Source organism: Bradyrhizobium sp. S3.2.6 (genome assembly GCF_040546885.1).
GTDB lineage: Bacteria > Pseudomonadota > Alphaproteobacteria > Rhizobiales > Xanthobacteraceae > Bradyrhizobium > Bradyrhizobium cytisi.
On the sequence record NZ_JBEPOS010000001.1, the window covers coordinates 26,802 to 40,480 of the forward strand.

The window sequence follows — 13,679 nt, forward strand, 5'->3', positions numbered from 1 at the left end:
CCAGCCCGCTATTGGTTGGCGGCATTAGAACCGGGCTGGCCGGCAAGACAAGGCCGACCTTCGCCGTTTACGATCCCGCCCGCCTTGCGCCGGCCATCGTCCTGCTGCAAAAGCAGGCCTTAACCGGCGCCGTTCTCCGCGCCGCCGTTTCCAGAGCAATTCGTCACACGCGCCAGCACCTACAGACATGGCCAGCCCCGAGCTCAGTCAATTCCGCCGCATCGTCGTCAAGGTCGGCTCCGCACTGCTGGTCGATTCCGACCGGGGCGAGGTGCGGGCATCGTGGCTCGCCGCACTCGCCGACGACATGGCCAAGCTGCACCAGGAAGGGCGCGACGTCCTCGTGGTGTCCTCGGGCTCGATCGCACTCGGCCGCAGCCGGCTCAAACTGCCGCGCGGGCCGCTGAAGCTGGAGGAGAGCCAGGCTGCCGCCGCCGTCGGCCAGATCGCGCTGGCGCGAATCTGGTCGGAGGTGCTTGGCGCGCATGGCATCGGCGCCGGACAGATTCTGGTGACGCTGCAGGACACCGAGGAGCGCCGCCGTTATCTCAACGCCCGCTCCACCATCGGCAAGCTTCTGGAGTGGCGCGCGATCCCAGTGATCAACGAGAACGACACTGTCGCGACCAACGAGATCCGCTACGGCGACAATGACCGCCTCGCCGCGCGCGTCGCCACCATGGCGAGCGCCGATCTGCTGGTGCTGCTGTCCGACATCGACGGGCTCTACGACGCCCCGCCGAAGAACAATCCCAACGCCAAGCTCATTCCTGTCGTCGACAGCATCTCCTCCGAGATCGAGGCGGTGGCCGGAGACGCCGAGTCCGAGCTGTCGCGCGGCGGCATGCGCACCAAGGTCGAGGCGGCCAAGATCGCCACCACCGGCGGCACGCACATGCTGATTGCGTCCGGCAAGATCGAGCATCCGCTGCAGTCGATCGCCAATGGCGGCCGCTGCACCTGGTTCCTGACGCCTGCCAATCCCATCACCTCGCGAAAACGCTGGATCGCGGGCACGCTGGAGCCGAAGGGCACGCTGACCATCGACGCCGGTGCGGTGACGGCGCTGCGCGCCGGCGCAAGCCTGCTGCCGGCCGGCGTGATCAAGGTCGAGGGCCAGTTCGCCCGCGGCGACGCCGTGATTGTCCGCGGCCCCGACGCCAGCGAGGTCGGCCGCGGCCTGATCGCCTATGACGCCGAGGTCGCCGAGCGGATCAAGGGCCGCTCCTCGCCGGACGTGATGACCATCCTCGGCAGCAGCGGGCGGTCAGAGATGATCCACCGCGACGATCTGGTGGTGGGGGGATAAGGGCCTTGCCGTCATGCCCGGGCTTGTCCCGGGCATCCACGTTCTTTCGGGGCCAGCAAAGACGTGGATGGCCGCGTCAGGCCCGGCCATGACGTCGGGCTGGGCCAGTGGCCGAGCCCGAACCCACCGACCGAAGCCCTGCCATACCCGCCCGACCCTTCGCAAAAGCGGGATTTCCGTGCTAGGACACTGCCTTAGCAGAAGGTTGAATTCCCGATGGCCGCCCCCCTCAAAGCCGTTGACGGCAATGCCGATCTTCAGGCGCTGATGTCCGATCTCGCAGCCAAAGCCCGCGCCGCCGCGCGCGTGCTGGCGCTGGCGCCGCCGGAGCAGAAGAACCGGGCGCTGGAGGCCATGGAGCGGGCGATCCGCAGCAATGCTGCAGCGATTCTCGCCGCCAATGCCGAGGACGTCGCCGAGGCGCGCGCCTCCGGCAACGCCACCTCCTCCTTCATCGACCGCCTGACGCTGACGCCGGCGCGTGTCGAAGGCATGGCCGAAGGCATCGCGGTCGTGCGCGGGATCGCCGATCCCGTCGGCATCGTCACCGAGAGCTGGCAGCGGCCGAACGGCATGACCATCGAGCGCGTGCGCGTGCCGCTCGGTGTCGTCGGCGTGATTTTCGAGAGCCGGCCGAACGTTGCCGCGGACGCCGGCGTCCTGTGCCTCAAGTCCGGCAATGCCGTGATCCTGCGTGGCGGCTCCGACAGTTTCCGCTCCTGCCGTGCCATCCATGAATGCCTGGTGCAGGGCCTGCGTAAAGCGGGCCTGCCTGAAGCTGCGATCACGCTGGTGCCGACGCGCGACCGCGCGGCGGTCGGCATGATGCTGTCGGGCCTCAACGGCTCCGTCGACGTGATCGTGCCGCGCGGCGGCAAGAGCCTCGTCGCGCGCGTCGAGCAGGAAGCGCGCGTGCCGGTGTTCGCGCATCTTGAAGGCGTCAATCACGTTTACATCGATGGCAGCGCCGATCTCACCATGGCGAAGTCGATCGTCCTCAATGCCAAGATGCGCCGCACCGGCGTCTGCGGCGCCGCCGAAACGCTGCTGGTCGATCGCGCAGCGGCTGCGAAGAGCCTGAAGCCGCTGGTCGAGATGCTGCTCGAGGCCGGCTGCGAGGTGCGCGGCGACGACGCCGTGCAGAAGACCGACGCGCGCGTAAAACCTGCCAGTGAAGACGATTGGGACACCGAATATCTTGACGCGATCATCGCAGCAAAGGTGGTCGACGGCGTCGACGGCGCAATCGCGCACATCCAGGATCACGGCTCGCATCACACCGATGCGATCGTGAGCGAGAATGATTTGGCTGCGAAGAAATTCCTCAGCGAGGTCGATTCCGCAATCGTGCTGCACAACGCCTCGACGCAGTTCGCCGATGGCGGTGAGTTCGGCTTCGGTGCCGAGATCGGCATCGCCACCGGCCGCTTCCATGCCCGTGGTCCTGTTGGTGCCGAGCAGTTGACCAGCTTCAAGTATCGCGTTCACGGCACAGGGCAGACGCGGCCGTAAGGCATGGCGCGAGGCGTGGGGCATTGAATAACAATTTCGTCGCGCCACGTTTCTTCGCGCAGGCCATACCGCCCTACACCGAAGGCATGCGCATCGGCCTGCTCGGCGGCTCGTTCAATCCGCCGCACCAGGCCCACCGCGCGATCAGCCAGTTCGCGCTGAAGCGCCTTCAGCTCGACCGCGTGTGGTGGCTGGTGACGCCGGGGAATCCGCTGAAGGAGAACGGCAATCTGCATGAGCTCGGCGCGCGCATGCAGGCGGCGCGCGATGTCGCCAACGATTCCAGGATCGAGGTCAGCTGTCTCGAATCCGTCATTCGCACCCGCTATACTATCGACACGATCAACACCTTGCGCCGCCGTCTCAGTGGCTTGCGCTTTGTCTGGATTATGGGCGCCGATAACCTCGCTCAATTCCATCGTTGGCAGCACTGGCGGCGCATCGCCGATCAGGTGCCGATGGCGGTCATCGATCGCCCGCCGCAGAGTTTTCGTGCCCTTGCCTCGCCCGCGGCCCAGGCGCTCGCGCGCTATCGCCTGCCCGAGACTAAGGCAGCATTACTTGCGGACCAGCCGGCGCCGGCCTGGGTCTTCCTGACCGGATTGAAGCTCAACCTCTCCTCGACGGGCTTACGGAACCCGGACGGGAGCTGGAAAGGTACGAAGTGAGACAGAGTGTGCGGGATTGAGGGCTCTCTGGCATATTGAAACCCTTAACCCCACATGATGTAGTGTAACCCGTGAGGGGCGGATTCGGCCCTCGCGATACAGTGAAAGGAATGGTCCCTGGCCACGTCTGTATTGTCCAAGTCAGCTTCAACGAAGTCTGTTTTACCCAAGGCTACGAAACCGACGCGTAAAACATCGACAAAAGCTGCAGCCTTGAAGGCGCAACCCGACGCCGACAAGACGCTGAACCTGATCCTCTCCCGCCTCGACGACATGAAGGCGGAAGAGACGGTCACCATCGACCTTCGCGGCAAATCGGCATACTCCGACTACATGATCGTCACCACCGGCCGCGTGAACCGGCACGTTGGCGCGATCGCGGAGAACGTCGCAAAGAGCCTCAAGGAAACCGGCATCAAGAACATCCACGTCGAGGGCTTGCCCAATTGCGACTGGGTGCTGATCGATTCCGGCGATGTGATCGTGCACGTGTTCAGACCCGAGGTCCGTGAGTTCTACAATCTCGAGAGATTGTACACGCAGGGCCCAGGGGCGGCGAAAGCGATCTGACGCGATCTTAGAGGCGACTGGCCGATTTCGAATCGGCTGACGCGCATGCTAGCGTCGTGCGCGCGCGGATTGCGCGCGGTCCGAAAACACGACTCTGAAACCTCATGCGTGTTGCTGTCATTGCGGTGGGCCGGCTGAAGCAGGGCCCCGAACGGGAGCTTGCCGACCGCTATTTCGAGCGGTTCGACGAGGCCGGCCGCAAGCTCGGATTTCGCGAGCTCACCATCCACGAAATTCCTGAGAGCCGCGCACGCGACACCGCGACGCGAATGGCTGAGGAGGCCGCGGCGATCGCCGCGCATATTCCCGAAAAGTCGATCCTGGTGGCGCTGGACGAGCGCGGACAAAACCTCGATTCCACCGTATTCGCACGGCATCTCGGGCGCTGGCGCGACGAGGGCGCCGGTCATACTATCTTCGTGATCGGAGGGGCGGACGGACTTTCGCCCGAATTGCGCCGTAAGGCCAAGCTCGCGATCGCGTTCGGCTCTGCGACCTGGCCGCATCAGATGGTCCGCGTCATGCTTCTGGAACAGCTGTATCGGGCCGCCACCATTCTGGCCGGCCATCCCTATCATCGCGCGTGATTCGCGCCACAACGAGCACCTTGCCGACAAGATGCGAGCGCCGATCCTCAATTTGCTGCTGATTGCGAGCTGCGCCGGCGCAAGCCTCTTCGCTGAAGAAAGCCTCGCGCAAGCTCAGACGGCGGCATCGGCGCCACAGACCGCGGCCATCTCGCCCGACGCCATCAAGCAGCGCGAGCAGGAGCTGGAAGCCGCGCGCGCAAGCAAGAAGAGTGCGGAGGAGGCGCAGGCCAAGCTGAAGGCCGAGATCACCTCGCTCGGCCAGGACCGCACCCAGCTCAATCAGCAATTGATCGACACTGCCGCCAATGTCCGAACCGTCGAGACCAAGATCGACGAGGCCGAGGCGCGGCTGAAGACGCTGAACGGCCGCGAGCAGCAGGCCCGCACCTCGCTCGATTCACGCCGCGCCGACATCGTCGAGGTGCTGGCGGCCCTGCAGCGCGCCGGACGGCGCACCCCGCCCGCGCTGCTGGTGCGGCCCGAAGATGCGCTGCAATCGCTGCGCACCGCGATGCTGCTCGGCGCCGTCGTGCCGGAATTGCGCGGCCGCGCCGAGAAGATCGCAGGCGAGCTCGGCGAGCTCGTGACCTTGCGCAAGAGCATCGCTAGCGAACGCGACCAGCTCGCCTCCGACCGCGACAGGATCCGCAGCGACCAGACCCGGCTCGCCGCCCTGGTCGACGAACGGCAGCGCCAGCAGTCCTCGCGCGAAAAGGACCTCGACGCCGAGAATTCGCGCGCCATCACGCTGTCAAAGCAGGTCGGCGATCTGCAGGGGCTGATCGCCAAGATGGAGCAGGACCTGCAAAGCGCAGCCAAGGCGGCCGAGAAGGCGGCCGAGGCCGCAAAGCAGGCCGAGGCCAAGGAAGCGGCAAACGCGGCCGCCAACGCCAAACCCGGCCCGGCCGCGTTCAAGGACCGCTCCCGGACCAGCCCGGCCATCCTGTTCGCCTCAGCCAAGGGACTCCTGCCGTTGCCGGTTAACGGTAACAAGATCAGGGACTTTGGCGGTTCCGACGGGCTCGGTGGGCTCCAGAAGGGCATTTCGCTGGCAACCAAGCCCGGTTCGCAGGTCACGACGCCGTGCGACGGCTGGGTGGTGTATGCTGGCCCGTTCCGCAGCTATGGACAACTCTTGATCCTCAATGCCGGGGGCGGGTATCATGTCCTGATCGCCGGGATGGAGCGCATTTCGGTCAACATCGGACAATTTGTGCTCACGGGGGAGCCGGTCGCGACCATGGGGTCGACATCTCAAGTCGCCTCCATTCTCGCCACGAACGCGAGTCAACCTGTGCTGTATGTCGAGTTCCGCAAAGACGGCACTCCAATCGATCCAGGCCCATGGTGGGCCGCAAATGAAGGCGAGAAGGTTCGCGGATGATGCGCAAGACTTCAGTTATCCTCCTCAGCGCTGCGACCGGTGCGGCGCTGACGCTGTTCGTGACCCAGCCGCGCGCGGTGTTCATGGGCTCCAGCGCGCGAGCCGCGACCGCCGACACCTATCGCCAGCTCAATCTGTTCGGCGACGTCTTCGAGCGCGTGCGCTCCGACTATGTCGAGAAGCCCGACGACACCAAGCTGATCGAATCAGCGATCAGCGGCATGCTCACCGGCCTCGATCCGCATTCGAGCTACATGGACGCCAAGAGCTTCCGCGACATGCAGGTGCAGACCCGCGGCGAGTTCGGCGGCCTCGGCATCGAGGTCACCATGGAGGACGGCCTTATCAAGGTGGTCTCGCCGATCGACGACACGCCCGCCTCGCGCGCCGGTGTCATGGCCAACGACATCATCACCAATCTCGACGATGAAGCGGTGCAGGGCCTGACCCTGAACCAGGCGGTCGAGAAGATGCGCGGCCCCGTCAACACCAAGATCAAGCTCAAGATCATCCGCAAGGGCCAGGACAATCCGATCGACGTCACGCTGGTGCGCGACAACATCCGCGTCCGTTCGGTGCGCGCGCGCGTCGAGGCTGACGACATCGCCTATATCCGCATCACCACCTTCAACGAGCAGACCACCGAAGGCCTGAAGAGGGAGGTCGCCAACCTCTCGACCCAGATCGGCGACAAGCTCAAGGGCTACGTCATCGACCTCCGCAACAATCCGGGCGGCCTGCTCGAGGAGGCCGTCACCGTCTCCGACTCGTTCCTGGAGAAGGGCGAGATCGTGTCGACCCGCGGCCGCAACGCCGAGGAGACCCAGCGCCGCACCGCGCACGCGGGCGACCTCACCAAGGGCAAGCCGGTCATCGTGCTCGTCAACGGCGGCTCAGCCTCGGCGTCCGAGATCGTCGCCGGCGCGCTGCAGGACCACAAGCGTGCGACCATCGTCGGCACGCGCTCGTTCGGCAAGGGCTCGGTGCAGACCATCATCCCGCTCGGCTCGGGCAACGGCGCGCTGCGCCTCACCACCGCGCGCTACTACACGCCGTCGGGCAAGTCGATCCAGGCCAAGGGCATCGTGCCCGACATCGAAGTGCTCCAGGACGTGCCGGACGAGCTGAAGTCGCGCACCGACACCAAGGGCGAGGCTTCGCTGCGCGGCCATCTCAAGAACGACGGCGACGAGAAGACCGGCTCGCAGTCCTACGTCCCGCCGGATGCCAAGGACGACAAGGCGCTCAAGCTCGCCGACGATCTGCTCCACGGCATCAAGAACAGCGCCTCCGCGGCGCCGACGCCCGGCACCACCGACAAGGCGGCAGCCGATAAGCCCAAAGCGGCGAACTAAGTCGCAAGCTCAGCAATCTACGGAAAAGGGCGGCTCTTAGGAGCCGCCCTTTTTGCGTGGAACTCCTGACGTCCCCGGCCTATCCCGGCCTGCCGCCGCTTGACCTCGGCGTGGTATCGTCGGTGGAGTGATTCGGGATCTCGCATGACTGAAACGGCCGATGATCTGAGCGCCCCGCTCGGACAGGACAAGCCGCGCCGAAAACGGCGGCTGCGGCTGCCGTTCACGGTCCTGCAGGCGCTGGCCATGATGCTCGGCCTGTTCCTGGTCGCCTTTGCCGGCTTCGCCATCTTCAACAAGGACCCGCTCGGCGGCGAACCGATGACGCGGCTCGCGATTCGCGATCCCAAAGCCACAGACGAGAAGCCCGCCGCCGGCCACGGCGAGGAGCACGCTCAAGAGAGCAAGCACGCGACTAAGGAGGCGCCGAAAGAGGCTGCCTCCGGCGAGCAGAAGACCGTCACCATGATCGACGGCTCCACCGGCGCGCGCCACGACGTGGTGATCGGCGCCGGCGACGCCGCCGACAAGGGCGAGGCAGCCGCAGCAGTGCCGGCCGTCATGGCCGGGATCGACCCCAAACTGCTGGAGAAATCCCGCTACGGCATGATCCCCGCGGTCTCAGGCGATCTCAAGCCGTTCAATGTCTACGCCGCCGAGGCCGACCGCGCCAAGGCCGCGAAAATGCCGGTGGTGGCGATCGTGATCGGCGGCCTCGGCGTCGGCGCCGCCAAGACCACCGATGCGATCATGAAGCTGCCGGGCGCCGTGACGCTGGCCTTCACGCCCTACGGCGCCGACCCCGGCAAGCTCGCCGAGCGCGCCCGCGCCCAGCGCCACGAGATCTTCCTCCAGATCCCGATGGAGCCCTATGACTTCCCGGACAACGATCCGGGGCCGCAAACGCTCTTGACCTCGCTGACCGCCGACCAGAACACCGACCGCCTGTACTGGCACCTCAGCCGGATGCAGGGCTATGCCGGCATCACCAATTTCATGGGCGCCCGCTTCGTGGCGACCGATGCGGCGATGCAGCCGATCATCCGCGAGGCCTCCAAACGCGGGCTCGGCTTCTTCGACGACGGTTCCTCGCCCCGCAGCATCGCGCCGCAGGCCGCAGGAAGCCTCGCCGTGCCGTTCGGCAAGGGCGACATCGCGCTCGACGCGGTGCCGACCCCGACCGAGATCGACCGCGCCCTGAACAAGCTGGAAGCGACCGCACGGGAACGCGGCGTTGCCGTCGGCACCGCCTCGGCGCTGCCCGTCTCGATCGAGCGGGTCGGCGCCTGGATCAAGACATTGAGCGACCGAGGTATCCTTTTGGTGCCATTGACAACCGCGATGCTGAAATCAAAATCCAGCTAAATCAAACAATTGGTACGGCACGGGCCCGATGGCCCTGCCGGCAGTACGCGAGGGGTTTGGCGGCATGGCGCGTTATGAGGATCTGCCCTACCGAACCTGCGTCGGGGTGATGCTGATCAATGCGAAGGGCCTGGTGTTCATCGGTCGTCGTGCCGGCGGTCTCGAGCAGGTCGACGACGGCCATGTCTGGCAGATGCCGCAGGGCGGCGTCGATCCCGGCGAGGACACCTGGGATGCCGCGAAACGCGAGCTCTATGAAGAGACCAGCGTGCACTCGATCGAGCGGCTCGGCGAGGTTCCGGACTGGCTGATTTACGACATCCCGCGCACGGTGGCAGGGCGCGCCTGGAAGGGACGCTACCGCGGTCAGCGCCAGAAATGGTTTGCGGTGCGCTTCACCGGCAAGGACAGCGAGATCAACGTCGAGAAGCCCGGCGGCGGCGGCCACAAGGCCGAATTCGTCAGCTGGCGCTGGGAGCCGATGAAGAACCTGACCGGGCTGATCATCCCGTTCAAGCGCCCGGTCTACGAGCGCGTGGTGAAGGAATTTTCCGCACTGGCGGATGACTAAATCGAATTGTCATCCGGCTTTGGTGCTAAGGCACCGGCTGGGCTGACAACGAGAGATCCACGCGTGACGAACGAAAAACCCTACCGTCCCAATGTCGGGATCGCGCTGTTCCACGCCGACGGCCGTGTGCTGATCGGGCACCGCTTCAAGGGCGACGGCCCCGAGATCATTTTGCCGGGGCTCGACTGGCAGATGCCGCAAGGCGGCGTCGACGAGGGCGAGGTCTTGCGCGATGCCGCCATGCGCGAGCTCTGGGAGGAGACCAGCGTCGTCAGCGCCGACTATCTCGGCGAGACCGACTGGCTCACCTACGAATTCCCGCCCTACGACGGACCGCAGACGCATCGGCTGGCAAAATTTCGCGGTCAGCGCCAGAAGTGGTTCGCGCTGCGCTTCACCGGCAAGGATGACGAGATCGATCCGCTGACGCCACGCAACGGCCAGCCCGCGGAGTTCGACGCATGGCGCTGGGAGCGGCTCGACCGCGTCGCCGACGTCGTGGTGCCGTTCCGCCGCGAGGTCTACCGCGCGGTAGCGCAGCAGTTCTCGCCCTTCGCAAGCTGAAATCGCGTTCGCACTAGTTGGTCGGCCCGACCGTAAACGGGCCGATCGCGATGACGTGGCAGTCGCTGTCGTGCTTGACGCAGTCGGCCAGCGCGCCGTTGACGGCGGTCTGCTCGTCGGCGGCCTTCAGGCCGAGGCCGGGACGGCCGGCGGTGCCGACGGCGACCGCGTTCCAGCCCATGCCATCGCCAAGCTTGCGCACGACCTCGTCGCGCGCATCGGCCACGATCGAGGGATTGGTCGGGGCGTGGAAGAAGCCGTTGGGCTTGAGCAAAGTCGGGATCGGCACAACGAAATTGTCGTCGACCGCCACGATCATGCAGGCCGAGCCCGCAATCGCGCCGCAGGACTCCAGCGAACGCCGCGTCGTCTCGTCGACCGATGCCGCTCCCAGCACCATGAAATATTGCCCGGCCGGGCCGAGCGCGACCGAGCGCGATTTTGCCGCCGGAGCGTAGATGTTCTCGACCCGGGTCCTGGCCTGATCACGCAGCATCGGAAAGTCTTTCGAGACGAACGGGCGCTCGGTCATGGTGTCGTGCCGCACCCAGGGCTGCGGCGGCATCGGCGGGCTGCCATGGCTGTAGACGACCTTGTTGCCGACCGCATAGAGCTCGCAGCGCCGCGGCGATTGCGCCGCGTCCGCGCGCTTCTGGCACTGGTCGAGCGCCGCATTGCGCGCGGTCTCCTCGTTCGGCTGGTTGAGCGCGGAGCCGTTGAAGCCGCCGATGTTCAGGGCGAAGGCCTTGTAATCGCCGGCCGCGGAATATTCGTTGCTGAGATAGGCGCGCTGGCGCTCGCCGATGTACGGCACCGCGTCCACGACGATCTTGCCGCCCGATGCGGCCGGCGGCGAGGGCGTCGGTGCCGGCGGCGGCGTCAGAGCAGCCGTTTGTGTCGGTGTTGACGTCGGCATAGGCGAGGGCATCGGCGCCTTCGTCGCCATCGTGGGCGTCGGGCTTGGGGATAGCGCAGCGGCCGGGCTCGGCGAAGGCGCAGCCGCAGTCGATGACAGCTGGGTGGTCTCGAGCTTGGTGAAATAGAGGAAGCCGCCGACGCCGATGGCGACGACGGAGACCACGCCAACCACCAGCGGCCACATCCAGTTCGGCGCGGGCTGCGCCTTGGCGACCTTCTTCAGCTGCGGCGTCGCATAGGTCCCGTCCTCGCGCCGCATCGCGATCATATAGGCGTGCACGGGCGTCGGGATGTTCTTCACTTCCTGGGCGCCGATATCGGCGAACTGCACCGACAGCTTGTTGGCGACCTGCTCATGCACGGCACGGGAGACGCAGATGCCGCCGACCTCCGCCAGCCCCTCGAGCCGGGCTGCGATGTTGACGCCATCGCCGAGAAGATCGCCGTCGCGCTCGACCACGTCGCCGATGGTGATGCCGATGCGGAACGACATCTGCCGGCTCGGCGGATAGGCCATGTTGCGGGTTCGCAAGCTTTCCTGAATGTCGATCGCGCAGCGCACCGCATCGACCGCGCTCGGAAACTCCGCGAGCACGGCATCGCCGGCGGTGTTGAAGATGCGGCCGTTTGCCTTTGCGATAAAATCGTCGATGACTTCGCGGTAGGAGGCCAGGCGCCGCAGCGTCTCCTCCTCGTCTTCCGCAACCAGCCTTGAGTAGCCGGCAATATCGGCCGCGAAAATCGCCGCGATCTTGCGCTTCATCTGCACCAGCCCTGGAACCTCATCCGCGGCGGCAGAATGCCGCTATCGGCGGCGCGGTGCAACAAAGTTTCAGCGCCCGCCACGGCTGTGACGAGCGCTGAACTTTTTCAGGAATTCTAGGCTTGAGCCCCGACGCAGTGCGCCGGGGCTTAGTGCATAGCCGTGGAGCTGAGCTGCTGCTGGATGCTCTTGTAGTGATCGAGCCGCTCGATGGCCTGATCGAGCTCGGTGCCTTCGTGCTCCTTGAGGCCCTCTTCCATGTCCGAGATGGTCTCGGCGAACTTGGCGCGGTCGAGCTCGGCCAGCGACGTCGCGACGTCGGCGAGCACGGTCAGGCCCTTCTCGGAGACTTCGGCGAGGCCGCCGAGCACGATGATCTTCTCGTGCCGGCCGCCGGTGGTGATGGTGAGGATGCCGGGGCGGATCGCAGCCACGACCGGCGCATGACCCGCCAGCACGCCGAAATCACCCTCGGCGCCGGGAATGTCGACCTGATCGACCTCGCCCGAGAATGCGAGCTTTTCCGGAGAGACGAGATCGAAGTGGAAGGTGGCCATGGGTTACCTGCGAATGGTGAGTAGCGACCAGGCGAGTGGCGAGTAGCGAATGGCGAATAGATTCTACTCGCCACTCCCTATTCGCTATTCGCCAGCTTAGGCGGCCTCGGCCGCCAGCTTCTTACCCTTCTCGATCGCCTCTTCGATGGTGCCGACCATGTAGAAGGCGGCTTCCGGCAGGTGGTCATATTTGCCTTCGCAGAGGCCGCGGAAGCCCTTGATGGTGTCCGCGAGGTCGACGAACTTGCCTGGCGAGCCGGTGAAGATTTCGGCGACGTGGAATGGCTGCGACAGGAAGCGCTCGATCTTGCGGGCGCGGGCCACCGTCAGCTTGTCCTCTTCCGAAAGCTCGTCCATGCCGAGAATGGCGATGATGTCCTGGAGCGACTTGTAGCGCTGCAGCACTTGCTGGACCTGACGCGCGGTGTCGTAGTGCTCCTGCCCGACGACGAGCGGCGAGAGCATGCGCGAGGTCGAGTCGAGCGGATCCACCGCCGGATAAATGCCCTTTTCCGAGATCGCGCGGTTCAACACCGTGGTGGCGTCCAAATGCGCGAACGAGGTCGCGGGCGCCGGATCGGTCAAGTCGTCGGCCGGAACGTAAATGGCCTGCACCGAGGTGATCGAGCCCTTCTGCGTGGTGGTGATGCGCTCCTGCAGCGCGCCCATGTCGGTGGCGAGCGTCGGCTGATAACCCACCGCCGACGGGATGCGGCCGAGCAGCGCCGACACTTCCGAGCCGGCCTGCGTGAAGCGGAAGATGTTGTCGACGAAGAACAGCACGTCCTGGCCCTGGTCGCGGAAGTGCTCGGCGACGGTCAGACCGGTGAGGCCGACGCGGGCGCGGGCGCCGGGCGGCTCGTTCATCTGGCCGAACACCAGCGCGCACTTCGATTTCACGCTTGGATCCGGATTGTGCGGATCGGCGTTGACCTTGGACTCGATGAATTCGTGATAGAGGTCGTTGCCCTCGCGGGTACGCTCGCCGACGCCGGCGAACACGGAATAACCGCCGTGCGCCTTCGCGACGTTGTTGATCAGCTCCTGAATCAGCACGGTCTTGCCGACGCCGGCGCCGCCGAACAGGCCGATCTTGCCGCCCTTGGCGTAGGGCGCGAGCAAGTCGACGACCTTGATGCCGGTGACGAGAATTTCAGCTTCGGTCGACTGGTCGGTGTAGCTCGGCGCTTCCTGATGGATGGCGCGCTTGCCCTCGAACTTGATCGGACCGGCTTCGTCGATCGGCTCGCCGATGACGTTCATGATGCGGCCGAGGGTGCCGTCGCCCACCGGAACCGCGATCGGCTGGCCGGTGTCGGTCACTGCCTGGCCGCGCACCAGACCTTCGGTCACGTCCATCGCGATCGTACGCACGGTGGACTCACCGAGATGCTGAGCAACTTCCAGCACGAGGCGGATGTTGCCGTTCTTGGTTTCCAGCGAATTGAGAATGGCCGGCAGGTGGCCTTCGAACTGAACGTCGACGACGGCGCCCATGACCTGGGTGACGCGACCGACCTGGTTAGCTGCTGTAGCCATGAAGCTCTCCTTCG

At 65.7% G+C, this 13,679-nt stretch carries 13 protein-coding genes; 10 read left to right on the top strand and 3 right to left on the bottom strand.

Translation table 11 applies throughout. The features are described from left to right. Window positions 1–187: 187 nt before the first annotated feature. The 10 genes from proB to ABID58_RS00155 all read left to right on the top strand — a co-directional run bounded on the left by proB (window position 188) and on the right by ABID58_RS00155 (window position 9,888). A complete protein-coding gene (gene proB, locus ABID58_RS00110; protein WP_354031107.1) occupies window positions 188–1,309 on the top strand; it encodes a glutamate 5-kinase in 1,122 nt (373 codons plus the stop codon). 216 nt (window positions 1,310–1,525) lie between these two features. Continuing rightward, window positions 1,526–2,821 carry a glutamate-5-semialdehyde dehydrogenase gene (locus ABID58_RS00115; RefSeq protein ID WP_354031108.1) on the top strand — a complete coding sequence of 432 codons (1,296 nt, stop codon included), beginning with the start codon at window positions 1,526–1,528 and terminating at the stop codon, window positions 2,819–2,821. Between the two features lie 23 nt (window positions 2,822–2,844). Further along, window positions 2,845–3,489, top strand: coding sequence for a nicotinate-nucleotide adenylyltransferase (locus ABID58_RS00120; protein WP_148755146.1), 645 nt, complete (start codon window positions 2,845–2,847; stop codon window positions 3,487–3,489). Between the two features lie 213 nt (window positions 3,490–3,702). Beyond that, window positions 3,703–4,059, top strand: coding sequence for a ribosome silencing factor (gene rsfS, locus ABID58_RS00125; protein WP_148755145.1), 357 nt, complete (start codon window positions 3,703–3,705; stop codon window positions 4,057–4,059). A 104-nt stretch (window positions 4,060–4,163) separates the two neighbouring features. After that, complete coding sequence (gene rlmH / locus ABID58_RS00130; protein ID WP_354031109.1) at window positions 4,164–4,646, top strand: 23S rRNA (pseudouridine(1915)-N(3))-methyltransferase RlmH; 483 nt, start codon at window positions 4,164–4,166, stop codon at window positions 4,644–4,646. 31 nt (window positions 4,647–4,677) lie between these two features. Further along, the gene (locus tag ABID58_RS00135; protein WP_354031110.1) at window positions 4,678–6,033 is read left to right on the top strand and encodes a murein hydrolase activator EnvC family protein; all 1,356 of its coding nucleotides are present in this window, start codon (window positions 4,678–4,680) and stop codon (window positions 6,031–6,033) included. Continuing rightward, window positions 6,030–7,388 (top strand): S41 family peptidase, encoded by a 1,359-nt coding sequence (locus tag ABID58_RS00140; protein ID WP_354031111.1) that lies wholly within the window; start codon window positions 6,030–6,032, stop codon window positions 7,386–7,388. The genes ABID58_RS00135 and ABID58_RS00140 overlap by 4 nt, the downstream gene beginning before the upstream one ends. 144 nt (window positions 7,389–7,532) lie before the next feature. After that, complete coding sequence (locus tag ABID58_RS00145; RefSeq protein ID WP_354031112.1) at window positions 7,533–8,753, top strand: divergent polysaccharide deacetylase family protein; 1,221 nt, start codon at window positions 7,533–7,535, stop codon at window positions 8,751–8,753. 64 nt (window positions 8,754–8,817) lie between these two features. Then, window positions 8,818–9,324 (top strand): RNA pyrophosphohydrolase, encoded by a 507-nt coding sequence (locus ABID58_RS00150; RefSeq protein WP_354031653.1) that lies wholly within the window; start codon window positions 8,818–8,820, stop codon window positions 9,322–9,324. Window positions 9,325–9,387: 63 nt separating this feature from the next. Next, complete coding sequence (locus tag ABID58_RS00155) at window positions 9,388–9,888, top strand: RNA pyrophosphohydrolase (RefSeq protein WP_148755140.1); 501 nt, start codon at window positions 9,388–9,390, stop codon at window positions 9,886–9,888. 13 nt (window positions 9,889–9,901) lie between these two features. On the opposite strand, the gene ABID58_RS00160 is transcribed toward ABID58_RS00155, so the two are convergent. From ABID58_RS00160 to atpD, 3 genes are all read right to left on the bottom strand, one after another. After that, window positions 9,902–11,569: an adenylate/guanylate cyclase domain-containing protein gene (locus tag ABID58_RS00160; RefSeq protein ID WP_354031113.1), complete on the bottom strand. Its 1,668-nt coding sequence runs from the start codon at window positions 11,567–11,569 to the stop codon at window positions 9,902–9,904. Window positions 11,570–11,718: 149 nt separating this feature from the next. Next, window positions 11,719–12,126, bottom strand: a complete 408-nt coding sequence (locus ABID58_RS00165; protein WP_354031114.1) for a F0F1 ATP synthase subunit epsilon — start codon at window positions 12,124–12,126, stop codon at window positions 11,719–11,721. A 96-nt stretch (window positions 12,127–12,222) separates the two neighbouring features. After that, a complete protein-coding gene (atpD, locus tag ABID58_RS00170) occupies window positions 12,223–13,665 on the bottom strand; it encodes a F0F1 ATP synthase subunit beta (RefSeq protein WP_148755137.1) in 1,443 nt (480 codons plus the stop codon). Between the last annotated feature and the right edge of the window lie 14 nt (window positions 13,666–13,679).

What these genes read in the sequence shown, in the direction of transcription:
- proB (WP_354031107.1), top strand. Translation starts at nt 188, where the DNA reads ATGGCCAGCCCCGAGCTCAGTCAATTCCGCCGCATCGTCGTCAAGGTC.
- ABID58_RS00115 (WP_354031108.1), top strand. Translation starts at nt 1,526, where the DNA reads ATGGCCGCCCCCCTCAAAGCCGTTGACGGCAATGCCGATCTTCAGGCG.
- rlmH (WP_354031109.1), top strand. Translation starts at nt 4,164, where the DNA reads ATGCGTGTTGCTGTCATTGCGGTGGGCCGGCTGAAGCAGGGCCCCGAA.
- ABID58_RS00135 (WP_354031110.1), top strand. Translation starts at nt 4,678, where the DNA reads ATGCGAGCGCCGATCCTCAATTTGCTGCTGATTGCGAGCTGCGCCGGC.
- ABID58_RS00140 (WP_354031111.1), top strand. Translation starts at nt 6,030, where the DNA reads ATGATGCGCAAGACTTCAGTTATCCTCCTCAGCGCTGCGACCGGTGCG.
- ABID58_RS00145 (WP_354031112.1), top strand. Translation starts at nt 7,533, where the DNA reads ATGACTGAAACGGCCGATGATCTGAGCGCCCCGCTCGGACAGGACAAG.
- ABID58_RS00150 (WP_354031653.1), top strand. Translation starts at nt 8,818, where the DNA reads ATGGCGCGTTATGAGGATCTGCCCTACCGAACCTGCGTCGGGGTGATG.
- ABID58_RS00160 (WP_354031113.1), bottom strand. Translation starts at nt 11,569, where the DNA reads ATGAAGCGCAAGATCGCGGCGATTTTCGCGGCCGATATTGCCGGCTAC.
- ABID58_RS00165 (WP_354031114.1), bottom strand. Translation starts at nt 12,126, where the DNA reads ATGGCCACCTTCCACTTCGATCTCGTCTCTCCGGAAAAGCTCGCATTC.
- atpD (WP_148755137.1), bottom strand. Translation starts at nt 13,665, where the DNA reads ATGGCTACAGCAGCTAACCAGGTCGGTCGCGTCACCCAGGTCATGGGC.